This is a genomic window from Ferrimonas pelagia, from assembly GCF_039543565.1.
GTDB lineage: Bacteria > Pseudomonadota > Gammaproteobacteria > Enterobacterales > Shewanellaceae > Ferrimonas > Ferrimonas pelagia.
This window is the reverse complement of record NZ_BAABJZ010000081.1, coordinates 23,692-42,310: the sequence shown is the minus strand read 5'-3', so window position 1 is coordinate 42,310 and position 18,619 is coordinate 23,692. Positions and strand designations below refer to the sequence as shown.

The window sequence follows — 18,619 nt, the reverse complement described above, 5'->3', positions numbered from 1 at the left end:
TCTTCAATAACGGTGAGGTGTTCAATCAGGGTCATTTGGGGGGGATCTATGATGACGGAGAGCCCGATTAGATCACAGCAGATCGCTGGTATCAACTTCCATTAACAAAGTACGATCCCGCCCTGCCCTACGTAGAAGGCTGGTGTCGCACCATTGCAGTTATTGATCAGCTTCCAACGACTCCGACTATACAGCCTCAATTGGAGTGATTTACCCACTCAATCGGCCCACATAATGAGGCGATTATGCTGCTATCAGGGCGTCCAAATGTAGCCATCTAAATTAAAGAGGTATTCGACTGATCAGAGGCACTTCGTACGATCATCTTAATTCTATTGAGATCGATCTGAACTGGGGTTCCCTGCCATGGCATCCGCTCTATCAACTGGCACAAATTGTTTTGTATGACAACTTGTGCCTGCTGTTTATCTTCCGCTAGATACAGAGGATTTTGAAGCTGCAAAGAGCTGCCCCGCGCATAAGAACTAAAGAGTTGGTGATGCTCCTTGGCTTTCCCGATCAGCAGTCCATTTTCAATAGCATTGTCTATTATACTTCTAACCCGCTTTGCTAGGCGGCCAAATGAGGACTTTAACTGCTCCTGTCTGAAGGGTGGGAGTGCTGTCCATATCGCCGGATTTGACAGAAGAAATTGGCTACCAGAGCGATCCTCTCTTAAGTAATCAGGGTATACCAAAGAAAAACCATGTGCCAACAACTGCTCTTTAGGGTGTTTAAGTTCATCGAGAATATAACCTAATCGTGCATATTGACCATCAAAGTGACCAATAAGGATCCGAGCTAGCAAATCCTCTTTCGTAAAAAAACAAAGACGCAGTGAACTGATGTTCACCTTGGCTTCTCTTGCTATTTCACTAAAGGTAAAGGATATCAGGCCTCGTTCTGAAATAACTTTATGACTTGCCTTTATTATTTCACCCTCAAGTTCATTCCTGCTGCGAGTCATAATCCATCACTACACTTATCAATCACATCGTCACAATAAGCTTTCTGTTGAAGAAAAACAAATCCGTGGTCACATCAATAAAGCCAGCAGTGCAATGACACTGCTGGCTCAAAGTAATAGCACTCACGACAGATCAATTCTATTAACCATTCAAGGTGTTTTCCTTTTCTTGTCGAGAGACCACTTTTGGCCATCAATCCGCTTTAGATTGAATTAGTAAACCATTGTCTGTCGGGCTCAAAGCTTGTATTCGAAGTTCAATTCCAACGGAGAGGTATCGCCGTTGCCACCCCAGTTACGAACCTTTCGCCACAGCAACTTACCAGTTAACTTAGGAGTGATCTTATAGCTGCCAGCAATAAAGGCATTAACAGCATCTTTACTATTCCATGCATAAGCTCTGAATTCGTCGTCATGGGCAAAACGGTACCCCACTCGGCTAATCAAATTTACGCGGTCATTCAGTCGATAGGTGGCCAACAGAGCACTAGATCCGCCGGAAATTCCTTCAAAGTCGAGATTTTTTCCTTTGTTATGCGCAATCGTGTACTCCACACCAACATTGGCACGAACAAACCAAGAGCCCATTCGCTTTCCATATGCCATACCCAGTGAATTAAACATCTCACCCACTGAGTCATTGAGACTGCTGAACTGCCCCCACCAGACTTGAACACCAGGAAGGCCTGTATTGTAGAACATATCGAAATTGGTTTTATAGGTGACAACTTGACCATTTGGATGGCCACTCTTGGCATCTTCATTTATACCGAAGGGATTTTCTACTCGTGCCCATCCCCCCCAAGTACCCCAGTCATAGCGAGAGTTATGGGTTAAACCAATGACAGGTGCATGTCCCAGACGTGGTATCTTTGCAATGTTACCGGATCCCGTTTGGTAAATGTATCCGGCCTGAATTGACGTTGAGCTGGCTTTCACTTCGGCGCATACATGCGCACTTGGCACAAGCAACAACGCCAGCGTAATAAGTAATTCTTTTTTCATCATTATCCCCTGAAAGTCATTGGTTAGGCTTATACCATTGGTGCGCGCCCAATTTTCATTGACGATGGCACGTCACCACAACAAATACCTAATTGAGTGAGCTTTATAAAAGAAAGTATTTAATCCTACAGAACTTTATGCGGCATCCTCACTGAAAATAGCTCGAAATAAATTTACATTAAGAAACCGCGAAACTGACCGTCGAAGCAAACAATAAATGGATACCCTCGAACAATCCAAACAAAAACATTTTACACACAGAAAACCAATATAAATCCCAAACGTTACCACCACCTCCCAACATTGCATCGAGAGATATTAATAAATGAAAAGGCTCATGACCTTATCAATTGCTTGAAGGTGAATTATTAATGCTGTTAACTAACAAGCTTAAATTTAGTATCCCAACCATGATCTGGCGATAAACTAGCATTAAAATAAATCAGTGGCTTCATAGATAGAGCCAGCAGCGAACCAACGCTGCTGGCTAACGGGATTATTAATCGTTAAATAGGTTCACTTGCTCAACAATGCTCGCACGATAGTGTGGAACGTGCGGTTTGGTGGTGAACACGTCGATCTCAACCTTTACATCCTTGGTTTTATAATCGATCTCGTTAATCTTCCCACGGGTACCTTGCCCTGGTTTAAAGATCTCAATTGAGCCATTAAAACCAAACATGGTGTCGGTTTCAGGGCGATACTCGGTCACAGAGGTGATCGGGCTGTACCATTCGTAGCCACGTTCCTTACCGTACTCCCAAACCTGCTCGACGGTACCCTTCTTCTCATTGACCTTGTACTCAACGAAACGGGTGTACTTCATGCTAGGCAGTGCGGGTTGCTCCATATGCCGTCCGTCGCCGTTATCCAGTACGGTAATGGTGCCTTTGGAGGAGAGGAAAGCGGTGTGCTGAGTCCAAGTGAAATCAAAGTCCCCTTCGCATTTACCATTGTCAGTACACTTGATCTTCTTGCCCTTGCTATCAACTGGCTGCAGAACTTTTTCTGCGAGTTGATCGTTCCAGCCGGCACGGGCGGCGATGATCCACGTCACCTCTTTATTACGGCCGATCTTAATAACAGCAGCCTGGTGGCGAGAGCTCAGAATGATGCTGTCATCGCTTGGGTCGTAGTCGATGGAATTAATGTGTGCCCAGTTTCGACCAGTACCGACACCCGGTAAATCCCCATAAGGCGCATCAGGCTCAATCTTAACGGTTTCACCTTCAAGCTCAGTGTCCACGTTCATACAAACCGCGCCCGCATCCAAGCTAACTAAGACATTATCGCGCATCGGATCGAGGATTTTATTAAGATCCCAGACATCAACCAGTTTGCCCTCTTGATCAACCTGAAGAATATGGTCACGAATGGTGTGGACCACGGTTCCATCAGGACGCAAATAGTTAGTCTTAGCGGCACGGACCAGCATATCTCCGTTAGGCATTTTAACCGCTTCGTGGCTGGCATCTTGGTAACCACGAGGCAAAATTTCATTACGAGAGAAATGGCCCATCATATCCATTTCAAAGAACTTTTGACCCTGAACGAAGGTAAAAGTACCTTTATCTGTGGCACGGAATCCCATTAACGACCCGCGCTTATCAATATCTCGACTGTTGGCGTCATAAATTGAATTCTGGTCTAGCCACCAACGAAACTCCCCTTCCGTATCAACAACGTAAACGTGCGGTGCCTGATCGAAACCGGCTGCCCCAGTGTTGCTTCTCCAAGCGATATCTGAGCCATTGGGGTTAAATGTGAAGGAGTTGACCAAATACAGTCGGTCTTCGAAACCTGGAGCGACCTTTTTAACATCAACCTTTTGTAGTCGACTTAAACTGCGATTATCCATCGCAAAATCGCTGATAGCCGGAGTTTGAATGGTGTAGGTTTCTTGGACGGGTTTACCATCAAGCTTATAGCTAACCTCTACGGTATTACGGAAGTCGGCATACATACCAAAAACAGGGATACCATCGTGAGTCAATAGAGACTGAGGACCGACATCATAACTGATATCAACGCCCTTTTTTCCTTTGCCTTTTACTATGACTTCAACGTCAGAAACGTTTTTATTATTCGTTTCAATAACGGCAGACAGTGGGGCTATTCCATACGGGTTTACGATAATCCGGCCTAAATCTCCTGCCGGCGGAGCCGGTGGGAAGACGGCAGCAGAAAGCGCTAATGGTGCTGAGACAGCCAAAGCAACAATGGAAATTTTAAACTTCTTCATAACTGTTCCTTAGTTATTGTTCGTGATGTGAAAGCATGCTCATCATTTCAGGTAGCCCCTCCGAAAGGCGTGAAGGCAATCACGCACCATCGTTTTACCTAGTACCAAGGGTAGAGATGTGCCCCACATCACTATTTAACCAAAAGCTTGCTGGCGCCTTTTATTCTTCCAACCTCAACCGGGCAACCTAGATCATGAACACAAATCTCCACCAGCAGCCAAATGAGGTACGTTTCCCACAAATATTAAACAGCATTCACCCCTAATCAGTTTGACTGGGGTTATAGCCTAAATCCCCTAAACCTAATGACCACGCATGGTTAGAGCTATTCAACATAGAACCGCTGGGCAAACGTTGACTTGGTTACCGACTGAGAAACCCCAGGCGCAAGCATGAGCAGCTTATGTTCACTTCCCAATTGGACGCATCGCTGACATAGCGATATATGAGGTCATTTTTAGAGAGCAAAAATCGACCAACAGAGTAAAAGCGACTAATCGTTCAGACTGGCTGGTCATTTTGAACCCGACCATAAACAAGCAACGGCGACATCAATTCCTGAGCAAAAAGGTGATTGGTGTCACCAACGACATCCATTGGCTTTACGCCAACCTCAGGAGGGATCACCATGTGGTTTTTCATCGCCGTCAGGAGGCAAAAGAGGGGAAGTTGACGTGCTGTTGTCTGTGCGGCTGTTCGGCTGTACAACTCAAGGCGCACAGGCTGGCTCCGATTGACGGGTTTCGCCTGTGAGTTCGAACGTCGGATTTACACCAGCACTTGTCGCGTGTTGCGGATGTAGTGGTGGATCTGCCCTTCGACTTTCACGTCAATCATCTGCTCCGGTCGGCAGCCGTTGGGACAGGGCATCTTCTCGGTGGTACCAAACAGTCGGCAGATCAAAGGCCGTTCATCGTAGACGGTGCACCCGTTTGGACCGAGATGGACGCAGTTCCACTCGTTCAGCGCCGCTTCATGCTCGGCGTCGGTTTTCACCGGCAGGCGAGACATCTCTTCTGACGAGGTGGTGACCGGCCCACAGCAATCGTGGCAACCCGGCTTGCATTCGAACGACGGGATCCGCTCACGCAGACGGTTCACTCTCTCTTGGTTATCGATCACTGACGCTTACCTATGATGCAGTTCAAGACCCATTATAACGCGTTCGCTGCGCCAGAAGCGGGCGCACCGCCCGCACTTTCAACCGAAAAAAAAGCCAGCCCGGTAACCGGACTGGCTTTGTGGTTCATTGCTAACGCAAAACCAACGCTTAGCTGGGCTCACTGACGGTTGGTGCGCCCTGCATTTTCGTGTTGCGGGCCTCGTTAAGCAGACGGGCGACTTGGGTGCCGGCCACCATACTCAGCACAAAACCCAGTACCGCTGGGCTGCCGCTGGCCAGACTGGCCAGTGCCGGGCCAGGGCAGATCCCCACCAATCCCCAGCCCAAGCCAAACAGCGCTGAGCCCAGCAACAGAGGGCGGTCCAGCGCTTTGGTCGCTGGCACATGGTAGCGAGCCTCACACAGCGGGGCCTGCTGCGCATCGATGCGCGGCTTGATCCCCAACATGTAGCCCGGCACCACGACGGAGAGGGCCCCCATCATTACCAACATCAGCGATGGGTCCCAGGTGCCCTGCGCCATGCGGCTGACGTCCAAGAAGCCCAGTACCTTGGCGGGATCCGCCATACCGGACACCACCAAACCGGCGCCAAACAGCGGCCCACAGATCATCGCAACCGCAAAGCGCGCCATTGAATGGTTCATCCTTCCCCCTTAATGAAACAGCACAGCGGCTAGGATCCCGAACGCCATAAAGACGCCGGTTGCCACTATGGAACGGACCGAGAGCCGTCCGTTGCCACAAATGCCATGACCACTGGTGCAGCCACCGCCGATCACGGTCCCCAAACCCACCAAAAAGCCCGCCAGCAGGATCACCGGCAGGCTCTGAGTCGCGTATTCAAACGTCAATGCCCCCATCGCCTTGGCGACCGCGCCGCTCAGCAACAGACCTGCGATGAACGCCCAGCGCCAGCGACGATCGCCTTTCGCCCCGAAGGCACCGGACAGGATCCCGCTGATCCCGGCCACGCGACCGTTCAACGCCAACAGCGCCAGCGAGGCCACGCCCAGCATCATGCCGCCCAGCAGCGGCATCCACACATTCGATATTTCCATTAAGACTCACACTCACAAAGAACCCGCAGAGCCAAGATCCGCGGGTTGGGGATAGGCAACAGAGTTCGGTGCCAGGCTTAAAACGCCGCCTTCACCGCTTGATAGGTTTTGAAACCGCCGGTCAGGTTCTTGGCGCGGAAGCCGTGGTTGGCCAGCATGCGATACGCTACGTTGCCGCGCAGGCCCACCTGACAGAAGATCAAAATTTCTTTGTCTTTGGGCAGTTCATCCAAACGGTCACGCAGTTGATCCACCGGGATGTTGATGGCCTCGCCAATGGTGCCCAGCTTGGCCAGCTCGCCGGGGTTGCGCACATCCAGCAGAACTTGGTCGGCGCTTGGCGCCTCCAGCTCGTCGCTGTGGCAGATCCGGATCTCGCCGTTGATCAGGTTACCGGCGACAAAACCCGCCTGGTTCAGTACGTCCTTGGCCGAGCCGAACGGCGGCGCGTAGGTCAGTTCCATCTGCTGCAGATCAAACACCGTCATGCCCGCACGAATGGCCACCGCCAGCACATCGATGCGCTTGTCGATGCCGTCACGGCCTACGGCTTGAGCACCGAGGATCTTGCCATCAACCGGGTTGAACAGCAGCTTGAGCGACACCGGGTGGGCGCCGGGGAAGTAGCTGGCGTGGCTGGCCGGATGCACGTAGATCTTCTCAAACGCCATGCCAGCGCGGCTCAGGCGCTTCTCGTTCATGCCGGTGCTGGCCACCGCCAGGGAGAACACACGGCAGATCGCCGTACCCTGAGTTTTGCTGTAGGCCTCGTCGGCGCCAAAGATGTTGTTGGCGGCAATGCGGCCCTGACGGTTGGCGGGACCGGCCAGTGGGATCAACGCCTTCTCGCCGGTGATCAGATCCACCTCTTCAATGGCATCGCCCACCGCATAGATGGCCGGATCGGACGTGCGCATGCGATCGTCCACCGCAATGCCGCCCAGCGCACCGATGGCCAAACCGGCGTCCACCGCCAGCTTAGTTTCCGGCTTCACCCCGATGGCGCTAATGAGCAGCTCGGTATTGAGGCTGTCGCCATTGTTGAGGCTCAGCTGCAGGCCAGCTTCGACCTGCTCGACCGCCGCCAGGCCGGTGTTTAAGCGCAAGTCGACACCATGATCGACGATCTCCTGATGCACCATGTTGGCCATCTCCAGATCCACCGGCGCCATCACCTGAGGCGACAGCTCCAGCAGGGTCACGGCGATGCCCAATTCGCGCAGCGCTTCGACCATCTCCAGGCCAATAAAGCCACCGCCGACGACCGTGGCGTGTTTCGGCTGGTTGTCCTTGATGGAGGCGATGATGCGATCCATGTCCGGCAGGTTACGCAGCGAGAAGGTGCGCGGGGTTTGCAGGCCCGGAATGGGCGGCGTCACGGGCGCAGCGCCCGGGCTGAGCACCAGCGCGTCGTAGGACTCGACATACTGCTCGCCGCTTTGCAGGTTCTTGACGGTCACCGTCTTGGCGTCTTTATCGATGGCCACCACTTCGTTAAACAGGCGCACATCCACATTGAAACGGGCCTTGAAGCTTTGTGGGGTTTGCAACACCAGCGCATCGCGGGAGGCGATATCGCCGCCGATGTGGTACGGCAGACCACAGTTGGCGAAGGAGATGTACTCCCCCCGCTCAAACATGATGATCTCCACCTCTTCGTTCAGTCGTCGTGCCCGCGCTGCCGCGGACGCACCACCGGCAACACCACCAATGATCAGCAATTTTTTCATCAAACGTCTCCGCCCTTACAACAATACTCTGCGCCCTGACGGGCCAAAGCCAAGCCAACGGCTCCGCTTTTGTGCATTCTGGATAAACTGGGAGTGTGAGAATACTGCAGAGCAATCTAATTTAGCAAGTGCTAATGCTTGTTTCGCGATCCAGGCCAAAGCGACCTCTATGCAACAAGGACTGGCTGCCCCTAACACGGGGACGCTCCGCTGCAGAGCCCTTCGAGCGTCGACGCGAACCGCTGCGATAGAGTGAATGTATGCGACACACAAGGAGAAAGGATTTGGGGATCTGAGCACCCAGCCCACATGCCGACGGCGCAGCCAACAATAGGGGATTGCTCAGTGACTGCGCCGGTTCGTATGCCTTGAACCCACCATAAAAAACGCCGCCACTGCAGGCAGTGACGGCGATATCTCGGAGGCTCTAAACCCGATAGAGCGGGCCCTAGAGAATGGAGCCTATCGAGCCGCGCTCATCTTCGCTTTATGAGCATGCAAGGATGGCAAACATTCGGTTGGGCTGTTTTCAACACACTCGGAGGCGTGGAACACCCGCTCCTTGTCCAACCGCACGTTATCGACAAACACGCTGGCGTCAGCCTGACTCTCGGCATCGGTGCGCTTCATCTGCAGGGTCAGCACCATCTTGTCGTAGCCCGGACGTTTGCGCAGGGTCGCCACCCGCTCGCCTTCATGGCCCGGCAGGATGTCACCGATATCCCGGCGCTCCACCATGCGATTGCCTTCGGCATCAAAGAACTCGGCCTTGACCTCGAACTTAAACGCCTCGCCCTGGGTGCTGGCATCGAACCGCACCAGGTAGCGGGTGCCCAGCGGATCCACCGAAACATCGATCTCCCGGCTGGCGCTCTGCCAGGCGGTGTCACCGGCGCCGCGGTTAAAGCGCAGTACCTTGTCGCCGGCGGTGGCACGTTGTGGCTTCGCCACCACTTGCGGCCCGTTCAACCGCCAGTGCTGTTCGCCCTGGGTAAAGTCGCCATTGGCCAGGCCGGAGTCGGCGCCACGACGCATCACGGCGATGTTCTCAAACGCAAACTCGCCCTGCTCGGAGACGTACTCCAGGTGCAGGTAGTTGGCGCCAGCCGGCTTGTGGCTCTTGAGCACCAACGCATCTTGCGCATTGTCCGTGGTCAGCGCCTGACTGTGGGTGGCCTCACCCAACAAGGTATCCAGCGTGCCATCCACCGACCAACGGGTGCGCAGCACGCCCTTGGCATCGCCCGCAGCGTTGAGCAAACGGCCCTGAGCGCGCACCACAAAGCGGGTGTCGTTCAAGTCCATCGGCAACGCCAGCGGTTGGCTGATCACACTGTCACCGGACAGTTCTACGGCTTTACCGCCAATGCCGTCAATGACCTTGGCATCGCCCTGCACCTGCCAACTGTCCAAGCCGCGCTCAAATTGCGGGTTGGTAAAGCGCATCGGCTTACCGTCCAGCTGCGCCACCAGATCTTCCAGCTCGATCCAATCCCCTTCCGGATCGATCACCTGATACTCAGCGTGGGACTTAGGCAGGGTAAAGGGCGCCATCTGGAAGCCATACTCGGTACGGCTGCCGTCAGCGTCGATGCCGATCACTCGACGCGGCGTCATGTTGGAGTAGAGCAGCTGACCGTTTTGCTCCTTCACGTAGGGACGGAAAAAGTCGCCGCGCAGCTTGGCGATGGTGCCCGGAGAGATGCTCTCCACCAAACCGATACCGCCGTACCAGAAGTCGGCAATGCCCACCCCGTCCATCACGAAGTCCGGCAGATCCATCGACCAACGGGTCAGCATCGGGAAGTCTTCGCCCCCGGACGCGTTGTTCATCTGCTGATGCCGACCATCACGGTAGGCCATGTAGCCGCCGACCATTGGCGCCGTATGACCGTGTTGGCCCAGGCCCAGCACGGCAGGGAAGTGGATGATGTTGTGGGGGTGATCCGACGGGCCTTCGTTATAGTAACCGCACGGACGCTCGCGGGTCGGACGCTCGCCCGGGCAAGAGGGGTGGTTGCCGGCGGAGAAAGCGGCAAAGTAGGGGAAGCCATCGTCATCGGTGGTGGCCATGGTGGCCCCGTAGTAGTTGGTGTTTTGATCGATCCAACCGGCACCGTCGAAGTGGTGGTTGAGGATCAAGGTGGCGCCATTGATGATAAAGGCTGCCTGAGAGGCCAAAATGACCGGCTCGCCCACCACCCAGTTGTCCACCTTAAAGCTGTCGCGATCGTAGCTGTAGGTGCGGTAGTCGGTGCTGACGGTGGGATCCTGCGCAGCGCCGATGTCACCGAAGATCCAAGTTTCATTGGCCATCAGGTTGTTCACATCCACCGGGCCATGATCGTCCAGGGTCCAGGTGATGCGCTGCTCGGCGCGAATGGTGTCGCCGGAGCGCTTCACCAGTTGACGCAGATACTCTTTGTAGACTTGTAGATTTTCATTGTCCGGATACATCTCGGCCGCTTTATACGCCGCTGGCAGGTACTTCATGCTGACGTACACCTGCGGCTGGGAGCCGATGTAACCCCGACTGTGCAGGCCCTCTGCGGGATCGCCATCGCGATTGTAGACCCGGACAAAGTGACCATCGACGGTACGCTCGCCGCCATGGCCATCCGGGCTGAGACCGGCGTGGGTCTGAATGAGCAGCTCGACTAGCTTCTCGATGTCCGGATCCGGGGCGACCTGATCGATCGCCATCAGCAGATACAAAGCCCAACCGACATTATCGGCGATGGGCCACTGGATCGGTCCCGCCTCACTGGCACCTATGCCACGATTGAGCATGCCGGTTTTGCCGGTCAGGGTGCTGGTGCCGTCGATCCCGCCGTGTACCACCAGGCTCTTGATCGCGGTCAGGTAGCTGTCCAGCTCACTGCGCATCCAGTCCTCATAGCTCAGGCGCTTGTCACTGGCGTCATACAGCAAACGGGTCTGTTCGCCCGCCAGCATCATGCGGCCATCGGCGGTGGCAGCGATGCTCTTCGCTCCCTCAAGCTGTGCAACCGGCTTGAGTTCAATGGCATCGCCACTGCGCAGGGACGAAAGCTCGGTCCGCAACAACTGCTCACCTTTGAGGGCAAATAAGCCACCCTGCCCTTCGCCGCCAAACACCCGGCCCATGCTCAGGCCGGTCAGCCCTTGCTGCGCCGACACCTGTGTCAGTGCCCTGCCTTGCACTCGATACAGTCCCTGCTCGGTACTGGCATACACACTACGCGCCACCATATCGACTGCGACGCCGTTGACCGGCTCGCTTTCAATCAGCTGGCGATTGCCCAGGGTCTTGCCCAGTGCCACGGCATTGCGACCGGCGGGGTAGCGGTAGAGCCCGGCGTCGCTCCCAACGAACAACTCGCCTTTGAAAAAGGCCATGCCATAGCGGCCGCCATCCTGACTGGAGAGCGTCACGCGATCCATCAGATCCAGACTTTGCGTGTTGGTGTTAAACGCCAGGATGGCGTCCTTGTCCTGTCCTTCACCGGCCCCACACAGCGCCAGATAGAGGAAACGGCCGGAGGAGGAGAAGGCCATGCCACACAGCGCGTTCTCTTCGGCCAGGCTGAGGTCGGGTACCACGGCTTTGATGGCATCCCGATCCAGGCTGTACTTCAGCTGCTGCTGGATGGTGCGGATCTCGATGCGCTCGCCCTTGGCATCGGCCACCGCGTACTTACCGGCAACCTGCGCCGCCGCGACCCAAGCGGCCTGCTCACCCGTATACGCCCAGTCCGCTAGGTGCAGCGCGTCCTGAATCGGCTCAATGTTGTTCAACGCCGTGCTGCTGGGTGCCTCGGATTGGCTGGAGCAGCCCGCCAACAGAGATGCGGAGCCGACCGCCAGTGCCAGTGTGACCGCCTGACTCAGACGGTGGGAAGGGAAACGAACATGCTTTGTCATAGATGCTTTTTCTAATTGAGTGATCAACCACTGAGCCGGTACCACCCGCAGCATCCCCATACCACAGGAATGCCATAAACTCAGAAAAGTGGATGAGTCTGATGTGGCTATAAACTGCCACTTTTCGCTCATCATCAATCACTTATAACATGCACTCCGAGTCCTCAATCTTTGCTTACGCAAGGCAGTGTAAAGAACTGCGATGACGTGGCCGGTTCACGCCACAGCTTAACAACACCGCGCAACATCCCGGCGCAACACCCCATCCATTTCAGCGCCTCATCGCCACCATCGCTCAACCCCGTGCTTCCTCCCCTCGACTCGGCGCAGCGTCAGGACGCGAGATCTCATGCAGCTCCCGTTAGAACCAGACCCAGCAAACCGAATGGAATTCAGTTGTAATCCTGGCTTAAAACGCAGTATTAGTTCAAAAACCAACCACCTATTTGGTTTTTTGGTCTCCCCGGCCCACTCCAGATTTACCTGTATATATATACATGATAGCTTGCCCCACTCGCATCGCCTGATGCCCGCTCAACCCGCTCTCTGTTGTCGTCTTAGGAGTTCCCACCGCTGCTTTATGGCCAAACTCACCCTCGAACAAAAACGCGCCCGCGCCTTGCAAAAGGCTCAGGAAGCCAAAGAGCGCGCCATCGCCCGCCAACGAGCCAAAATGACTGATCCGGACCACTTGGCCAAGCTCAAAGAGAAGCAGGAACAAGCGCGAGAGCGGGCGCAACAAAAAGCCCGTGAACGTCAGGCAGCCCCGAAGCAGCGCAATCCTCTGCTCAGCCAGCCGCCTTTGGACGGCCGCAGCACACTGGATAACAGCGCGCCAAAACCCGGCACCTTAAAGCAAAGCACACCGCTGCAGCGCAGCGCCGAACCGGTACGCCAACGCAAACCGCTCAGCAATAAGACAGCGCTGAGCACCAAGACACCGCTAAACAGCCGCAGTACACTCAGCCGCAGTGCACCGACGCCAAGCTCACCGACACCCGGCGCATTTACGCAGCATACGCCGCTGCAGCGCAGTGCCGAGCCAGTGCGCCAGCGCAAACCGCTCACGAATAAGAAACCTCTGACCAATAAGAAGCCGCTGGACAGTCGCAGCAGCTTGAGCAGCAGCGCGCCCAAGCCAAGCACCTTAAAACAAAGCACCTTAAAACAAAGCTCGCCGCTACAGCGCAACGGCAGCGGGTTGAGCAACGCCAAGCCGCTGCAAAGCAAAGGGGCGATCAAACCCAAAGCGAACCGAGGACCGGGCATGACCGGTCGCAGCGCCACTGCGGCTGAGCGCCACGCCATGGACGCCATCGGCACACTGCCCTGCTTGTGCTGCGCCATTCATGGCCGTTACAGCCCGGTGATCTCACTCCACCACATGGATGGCCGCACCAAGCCGAATGCCCACTTCAAAGTCTTGCCGCTGTGCGCGTACCACCATGATCTCCCCGTGGACGCCGAGACTCTGGCACAATACCCGGATCTGGTGCCCTATCACGCCAAGGGCAGCCTGGGCGGCGCCCGCAGTTGGAAAAAGCATAATGCCGATCCCGAGCAATTGTTGAGCCTGGCCTATCACCTGGCCCAGCTCGACGCCCCCTTTGCCATGCCTGCGCTAGAGCCGGCATTGCTCGATCGCTTCAACGACATGCGCATTCCGCCAGAGCAACTCCACCACGCAAGCTTTGTCAGCGCGACGACTTAGCCACTAGCGCAAGTCGTCACCTGCCCCGCCATATCACATACAAACAACAATGAACTCAATTAAAATCAACAGGTTCATGTTAAGCTTTCAGCACTATGGAGGCGGTGCGGATAGTCACCTATTAACCAAGGAAGACGGATATGAACAGGAAGTTACTCGCGCTTTTGATGGCAGCTTCGCTTGCGGCCTGTGGTGGCTCATCAGATGACTCATCCGGCGATGGGGATAGCACTGACACCGGCGGCGATGGCGGCAACACCCAAGTTGGCTTTACAACGCTCCCCAGCGTTGAAGGCTATCCCGTCGTTTGGGCCATCGAAAGCGCCGATCTTAACGGCGACGATTGGAATGACCTCATTCTATTACGCGTCGCCGATGAAAATGGCCGTGATGCTTACTTTCAGGTGCTCATCAACGATAAAGAGCAAGGCTTCACCGACAACACCAGCGATTATTTCGATGACGCGACGCTCCCCTTTGCACCGCAGACGTTTCACTTGGTTGATCTCACCGGCAACGACAAGGTGGACATCGTCCCCGTAAACTCCACGCATAAGGACAGTCCGCTATTCATCCAAAGCGAGACAAACCGCTTTATCAAATCCAATAATTTCGATTTCGCCCCCCTCTATCAGCACGATATCAGTACGGTAAATGCGTGGCGCATCTTACCTGGTAACGTCAATAGTGATGGACAGCTAGATCTCATCATGTCCATCGAGACCTGGGACCCCGTTGCCGAGATCATGAACCCCTATTGGGTGGCAATGATCAATCAAGGCAATATTGACGGCATGCCACACTTTGTCGCTGAACACTGGCCGGTCATCTTTGAAGACGACACCACCATGCCGTACTTCTTTTCCGGGACCAGCGTCGATATCACCGGTAATGGCCTCAGTGACATCGTCTATGGCGGCCCCGCATGGCAAGATGGCTGGGTCGATCAAACAGTCCCACTACGCATTCTCGAAAACCAATCTGGAGCCTGGCTCGACCGTCCACTCACCCAAGGTTACGGCTTGGTTCATATGCGCGATATCGTCACAGCGGATTTTAATGGCAATGACTGGGCTGACATTGCTGCCATCTCTCATGGATACGATCAGCAGCCTTTCCCACTTGATCGCAACTGGATACTGACCAATCAAACCGGCACCTTAATGGCCGAACAAACCAATGAAGCCGTTGCCAGCCAAACAGGCTTTACCCACTCCTTGGCCACCGGCGATCACAGCGGCAATGGCGCACCGGATCTGCTGTTGGTGGATCCCATCGCCAACAAGCCACTGCGGCTGTTGGAAAACAATGGCCAGGGACAATTTAGCGCCAGCAACCTCGATAAACCCAGTGATTACAAGGGTGGACATTTCTGGCTTGCCAGCCAGATTGTTGATCTCGATAACAATGGATACGGCGACATCGTCCTGGGTGGGGTTCAAACTGAAAATACCGACAGCATCGTGATCTGGGCCCGCTGATCCGAATGCCCCAACGGCGGCGAAGCCAACCGGCTTCGTCGCTAATCGAACAACAGCGACTGACGCGCTGCAAGCTGGCGCAGACAAAATACAGTCACGAACACCCCTCGAACAACTTTCACTGCACACCCCTCAAAGCTTTCTTTTTTCGAACTCGCCAAACAGTTTCCATTCACACAATTTCAATTTTAATTCAAAGCTTTATCATCCCTTGTCGACAATTTTGAGTAAGTGATTGGGAATACACAATGAAGATCAGCGCACGTAATGTTTTGAAAGGGAAAGTGGTTGCCGTAGAGATGGGCGCCGTGAATGCGGAAGTGCTGATCGAAGTGGCTCCAGGCATCGAAGTGGCCTCCATCATCACCAAGGCCGCGTTTGAAAAGCTGGAGCTGGCCGTCGGCAAAGAAGCCTACGCGGTTCTGAAAGCCTCCAACGTGATGGTTGCGGTTGACTAAACCCAACAAAACGAAAAAGCCGGCATCGCGATGCCGGCTTTTTTTGTCTATCCCGTGGCAAAGCAGGGGCTACGTGCTTTCGCGCAGGCTTACCAAGCTAAGGTTGTTCCTTCCCATACTGGCGCCAGCATCAGCACTAACATCGGCAGCATGGACGCCACCAGCAGCACCGCCATCGACACATTAAAGGTACGCAGACGCTTCTCGGTACTCAGCAACCTCTGCATCTGCTGGCCCAACACTGTCCATAGGCTGACCGACGGCAGATTCGCCAGGGCAAACACCAAGGCCACCCAGAGGATAGCGCCGAGCTCTCGTCCTGGCGCGTACAAGCTAATGCTGGTCAGCGCCATGGTCCAACCCTTGGGATTGACCCATTGAAACATCGCCGCCTGCAGAAAACTCATGGGTTGTGACCGACCACCACCATCGCTGTTGGGGGCAGATGAGGTAGCAATTTTATAGGCCAGGTACAGCAGATAGAGCACACTGGCAGTGCTGAGCAGCACATAGGTGATCGGGAAGCGCTCAAACAGCTGCATCACGCCGATCCCCACCAAAATCACCATCAGCGAAAAACCACAGGTTATGCCCAGCATATGGGGCACCGTTCGGACCACGCCCCAGTTGGCCCCGGACGCCAGCAACAGCATGTTGTTGAGCCCTGGCGTGATGGTGGACACCACGGCAAACAGCGCCAGGGCGAAGAGGATCTCGAGCGGCATAACGTCTCCGGTATTAAGCAAAGTGAATCTGCATAGCTTACGCCGCTTCCCAAGATGGATGGTTGCCTTTATTGTTGAGAAAACCGACCCTAGCGCAACGAATCATGAAAAAAGACAACTATAACGACAGAATATTGCAGGCGCTCAAAGCCGACGGCAGGATCAGCAACACCGAGTTGGCCGACCGGGTTGGACTTTCCCCCTCAGCCTGCCTGCGCCGAGTTCAGGAGTTGGAGCGCCTAGGGGTGATCAAAGGCTATCGTGCGATATTGGACAACCAGCAACTGGATGTGGGGTTTATCGCCTATGTCGCCGTCTCACTGTCCAAGCACACTCGAGATGCACAGAAAGGCTTTGAGCAAGCCATTATTCAGTCTAAGGAAGTACTGGAGTGTCACAACGTCACCGGCGCTTACGAGTATTTGTTGCGGGTCGAAACCCGGGATCTGAAAAGCTATAAGCGCTTTCACGGTGAAGTGCTCGGGATCCTACCGCAAGTATCCACCATAAGTACCCATGTAGTGATGGAATCGCCTAAGGATCAACGAGCGTAAGCCCAGGCACGCGGCCAAGGCGTTGGCAAAGCCCTGCTGCAGTATGCGATTGAAACGTGGAACGTCAACAAGGTGGATGTGAACGAGCAAAACCCTCAGGCGGTTGGTTTTTACCAGCACATGGGCTTTAAAGTGACGTCACGCTCACCACTGGATGGCATGGGGAAACCCTTTCCTATCCTGCATATGAGCCTGTAACCGGGCTTAATTCGGACAGGCTAACGCCGCCGACTTTGCCTGTGAGCTTCGCCGCAGTGCACCGCTCCTAAAGAGCACATTCATAAGTAAGATCCGGGATTGGCACGACGCCACCCGCTTGGTAGAAGTTGCGCCGCAGACTAATAACCTGCGGCGCTTCCGTATCTGGTGTTTGCAGCGCCGAAGCGACTCACTTACCGCCTCAGCAACTCATCCCCTTCATACCTGCCGGCGGGAAGGGATGAACAACAAAATCAAGCTGATGAAACGCATGGCTTAGGCTACCGCAATACCGAGTACCTGTCTTACCCGTTCCGGCGCTGGAATCTCGGATGGTTATAAAGCACGCTGGCGCAGATCACCGTGAAGGGGATCGTCAGAATGAGGCCAATGCTACCCGCCAGAGCGTGGATCATCGCCAAAGAGATAGCCGGGATGTTCATAAACTGCATCAACGGCATCTGAAAGCCCCACACCATCATAATGGTGGTCAGTGAGCTACCAGCAAACGCCAAAATCAATGTATTGGTCATGGTGCCCATAATATCGCGACCAATGTTGATGGTAGCCAGCAGGCGCTCTGATTCCGGCTGTTGTGGATTGGCTTCGCGCAGTTCATGGTAAGAGGAGGCCATCGAAATGGCGACGTCCATCACTGCACCCAGCGCGGAGATCATAATGGCGACAAACAGCAGCCAGCGGATCTGCAGGGCGTTGTCGGGTGACAGGTGGATTAAATCCTCGCCCTTATCCAGATACAGGCCGTTCAGTTGGGCCATCTCGCCAAAATACTGCGCCATAACACCAGCGACAATCACGCCGCCTAAGGTACCAAGCATCGCCACCAGCGATTTGCGGTTATAGCCCGCCACCAGCAAGAAATTGACAACGATCTTCAGTGCCATCAGCGCCACGGTCAACAGCACCGGGTGCCAGCCTGCGAACAACCCTGGAATCAAAACACCAATCACCAGCGCGCCAGTGAAGTACAGGGAGATTAATGAGTTCAGTCCCTGCATCTTGCCCAATAGCAGGATCAGAACAACCATCAAACCCAACATCCAGTACACCGCTCCGGCGCGGTCATGATTGTAGGCCCAATGCACATCTCGCACTGCCCCTTCACGCACCATCAGAATAAAGCGATCGCCCGCTGCCACATGCACGTTATGCAATCGATTAAGGCTGTTGTGTACCTCGACCTCCGCCCCCTGCTGTGAGCCTTCCAATATCCTCACGTTAAGGCGCTGATCACCCGTGACGACCGACGGTACCCGATAGTCGCGCAACAGGTTTTGTTCTAGCACTTCTATCACTTGGGCTCTGGCAAATTCCTGCTGACCCAGCGCCGCGGGACGAAACGACTCGCTCAGACTGGGCGAGAAGACAAGGATCACCGTCGCCAAGACAAAGATGACTACGGGGAGTAAATACCGTTTCAGCACGGTGGTTACCTCATAAA

Annotated in this window: 15 protein-coding genes and 1 pseudogene; 5 read left to right on the top strand and 11 right to left on the bottom strand. The window is 54.6% G+C overall.

Annotation, left to right across the window (positions count from 1 at the left end; all coding sequences use genetic code 11):
* Positions 1–277 precede the first annotated feature (277 nt).
* From ABEA08_RS12520 to ABEA08_RS12480, 9 genes are all read right to left on the bottom strand, one after another.
* Positions 278–967, bottom strand: a complete 690-nt coding sequence (locus ABEA08_RS12520; RefSeq protein ID WP_345335663.1) for a TetR/AcrR family transcriptional regulator — start codon at positions 965–967, stop codon at positions 278–280.
* A 237-nt stretch (positions 968–1,204) separates the two neighbouring features.
* Positions 1,205–1,972, bottom strand: a complete 768-nt coding sequence (locus tag ABEA08_RS12515; RefSeq protein ID WP_345335662.1) for a hypothetical protein — start codon at positions 1,970–1,972, stop codon at positions 1,205–1,207.
* A 499-nt stretch (positions 1,973–2,471) separates the two neighbouring features.
* A complete protein-coding gene (locus ABEA08_RS12510) occupies positions 2,472–4,214 on the bottom strand; it encodes an aryl-sulfate sulfotransferase (protein WP_345335661.1) in 1,743 nt (580 codons plus the stop codon).
* 502 nt (positions 4,215–4,716) lie between these two features.
* Positions 4,717–4,935, bottom strand: coding sequence for a hypothetical protein (locus ABEA08_RS12505; protein WP_345335660.1), 219 nt, complete (start codon positions 4,933–4,935; stop codon positions 4,717–4,719).
* 48 nt (positions 4,936–4,983) lie between these two features.
* Complete coding sequence (locus tag ABEA08_RS12500) at positions 4,984–5,337, bottom strand: YkgJ family cysteine cluster protein (protein ID WP_345335659.1); 354 nt, start codon at positions 5,335–5,337, stop codon at positions 4,984–4,986.
* Positions 5,338–5,485: 148 nt separating this feature from the next.
* Positions 5,486–5,983: a DUF6691 family protein gene (locus ABEA08_RS12495; protein WP_345335658.1), complete on the bottom strand. Its 498-nt coding sequence runs from the start codon at positions 5,981–5,983 to the stop codon at positions 5,486–5,488.
* Between the two features lie 9 nt (positions 5,984–5,992).
* The gene (locus tag ABEA08_RS12490; RefSeq protein ID WP_345335657.1) at positions 5,993–6,397 is read right to left on the bottom strand and encodes a YeeE/YedE family protein; all 405 of its coding nucleotides are present in this window, start codon (positions 6,395–6,397) and stop codon (positions 5,993–5,995) included.
* Positions 6,398–6,474: 77 nt separating this feature from the next.
* Positions 6,475–8,127, bottom strand: a complete 1,653-nt coding sequence (locus tag ABEA08_RS12485; RefSeq protein ID WP_345335656.1) for an FAD-dependent oxidoreductase — start codon at positions 8,125–8,127, stop codon at positions 6,475–6,477.
* 462 nt (positions 8,128–8,589) lie between these two features.
* Positions 8,590–12,030 (bottom strand): hypothetical protein, encoded by a 3,441-nt coding sequence (locus tag ABEA08_RS12480; protein WP_345335655.1) that lies wholly within the window; start codon positions 12,028–12,030, stop codon positions 8,590–8,592.
* A gap of 580 nt (positions 12,031–12,610) precedes the next feature.
* Here ABEA08_RS12480 and ABEA08_RS12475 point away from each other — a divergent pair.
* The 3 genes from ABEA08_RS12475 to ABEA08_RS12465 all read left to right on the top strand — a co-directional run bounded on the left by ABEA08_RS12475 (position 12,611) and on the right by ABEA08_RS12465 (position 15,680).
* Positions 12,611–13,741 carry a Ref family recombination enhancement nuclease gene (locus tag ABEA08_RS12475; protein WP_345335654.1) on the top strand — a complete coding sequence of 377 codons (1,131 nt, stop codon included), beginning with the start codon at positions 12,611–12,613 and terminating at the stop codon, positions 13,739–13,741.
* A 140-nt stretch (positions 13,742–13,881) separates the two neighbouring features.
* Positions 13,882–15,222, top strand: a complete 1,341-nt coding sequence (locus ABEA08_RS12470; RefSeq protein WP_345335653.1) for an FG-GAP-like repeat-containing protein — start codon at positions 13,882–13,884, stop codon at positions 15,220–15,222.
* Between the two features lie 248 nt (positions 15,223–15,470).
* On the top strand, positions 15,471–15,680 hold the full coding sequence (locus tag ABEA08_RS12465; RefSeq protein WP_345335652.1) for a TOBE domain-containing protein: 210 nt from the start codon (positions 15,471–15,473) through the stop codon (positions 15,678–15,680).
* Between the two features lie 89 nt (positions 15,681–15,769).
* Here the strand turns inward: ABEA08_RS12465 and ABEA08_RS12460 are convergent, their stop codons facing one another.
* A complete protein-coding gene (locus ABEA08_RS12460; protein ID WP_345335651.1) occupies positions 15,770–16,405 on the bottom strand; it encodes a LysE family translocator in 636 nt (211 codons plus the stop codon).
* A 104-nt stretch (positions 16,406–16,509) separates the two neighbouring features.
* Between ABEA08_RS12460 and ABEA08_RS12455 the strand changes: the two genes are divergently transcribed.
* Both ABEA08_RS12455 and ABEA08_RS12450 read left to right on the top strand, forming a co-directional pair.
* Positions 16,510–16,959 carry an Lrp/AsnC family transcriptional regulator gene (locus tag ABEA08_RS12455; protein ID WP_425557365.1) on the top strand — a complete coding sequence of 150 codons (450 nt, stop codon included), beginning with the start codon at positions 16,510–16,512 and terminating at the stop codon, positions 16,957–16,959.
* A gap of 15 nt (positions 16,960–16,974) precedes the next feature.
* Positions 16,975–17,157: pseudogene (locus ABEA08_RS12450) on the top strand (GNAT family N-acetyltransferase); the annotation flags it as partial.
* 305 nt (positions 17,158–17,462) lie between these two features.
* On the opposite strand, the gene ABEA08_RS12445 reads toward ABEA08_RS12450, so the two are convergent.
* Positions 17,463–18,602, bottom strand: coding sequence for a YibE/F family protein (locus ABEA08_RS12445; protein WP_345335650.1), 1,140 nt, complete (start codon positions 18,600–18,602; stop codon positions 17,463–17,465).
* Positions 18,603–18,619 lie beyond the last annotated feature (17 nt).

Excerpts from the sequence above, each read along its gene's own strand:
- ABEA08_RS12520 (WP_345335663.1), bottom strand. The coding sequence starts at position 967 with ATGACTCGCAGCAGGAATGAACTTGAGGGTGAAATAATAAAGGCAAGT.
- ABEA08_RS12515 (WP_345335662.1), bottom strand. The coding sequence starts at position 1,972 with ATGAAAAAAGAATTACTTATTACGCTGGCGTTGTTGCTTGTGCCAAGT.
- ABEA08_RS12510 (WP_345335661.1), bottom strand. The coding sequence starts at position 4,214 with ATGAAGAAGTTTAAAATTTCCATTGTTGCTTTGGCTGTCTCAGCACCA.
- ABEA08_RS12495 (WP_345335658.1), bottom strand. The coding sequence starts at position 5,983 with ATGAACCATTCAATGGCGCGCTTTGCGGTTGCGATGATCTGTGGGCCG.
- ABEA08_RS12490 (WP_345335657.1), bottom strand. The coding sequence starts at position 6,397 with ATGGAAATATCGAATGTGTGGATGCCGCTGCTGGGCGGCATGATGCTG.
- ABEA08_RS12485 (WP_345335656.1), bottom strand. The coding sequence starts at position 8,127 with ATGAAAAAATTGCTGATCATTGGTGGTGTTGCCGGTGGTGCGTCCGCG.
- ABEA08_RS12480 (WP_345335655.1), bottom strand. The coding sequence starts at position 12,030 with ATGACAAAGCATGTTCGTTTCCCTTCCCACCGTCTGAGTCAGGCGGTC.
- ABEA08_RS12475 (WP_345335654.1), top strand. The coding sequence starts at position 12,611 with ATGGCCAAACTCACCCTCGAACAAAAACGCGCCCGCGCCTTGCAAAAG.
- ABEA08_RS12470 (WP_345335653.1), top strand. The coding sequence starts at position 13,882 with ATGAACAGGAAGTTACTCGCGCTTTTGATGGCAGCTTCGCTTGCGGCC.
- ABEA08_RS12465 (WP_345335652.1), top strand. The coding sequence starts at position 15,471 with ATGAAGATCAGCGCACGTAATGTTTTGAAAGGGAAAGTGGTTGCCGTA.
- ABEA08_RS12460 (WP_345335651.1), bottom strand. The coding sequence starts at position 16,405 with ATGCCGCTCGAGATCCTCTTCGCCCTGGCGCTGTTTGCCGTGGTGTCC.
- ABEA08_RS12455 (WP_425557365.1), top strand. The coding sequence starts at position 16,510 with ATGAAAAAAGACAACTATAACGACAGAATATTGCAGGCGCTCAAAGCC.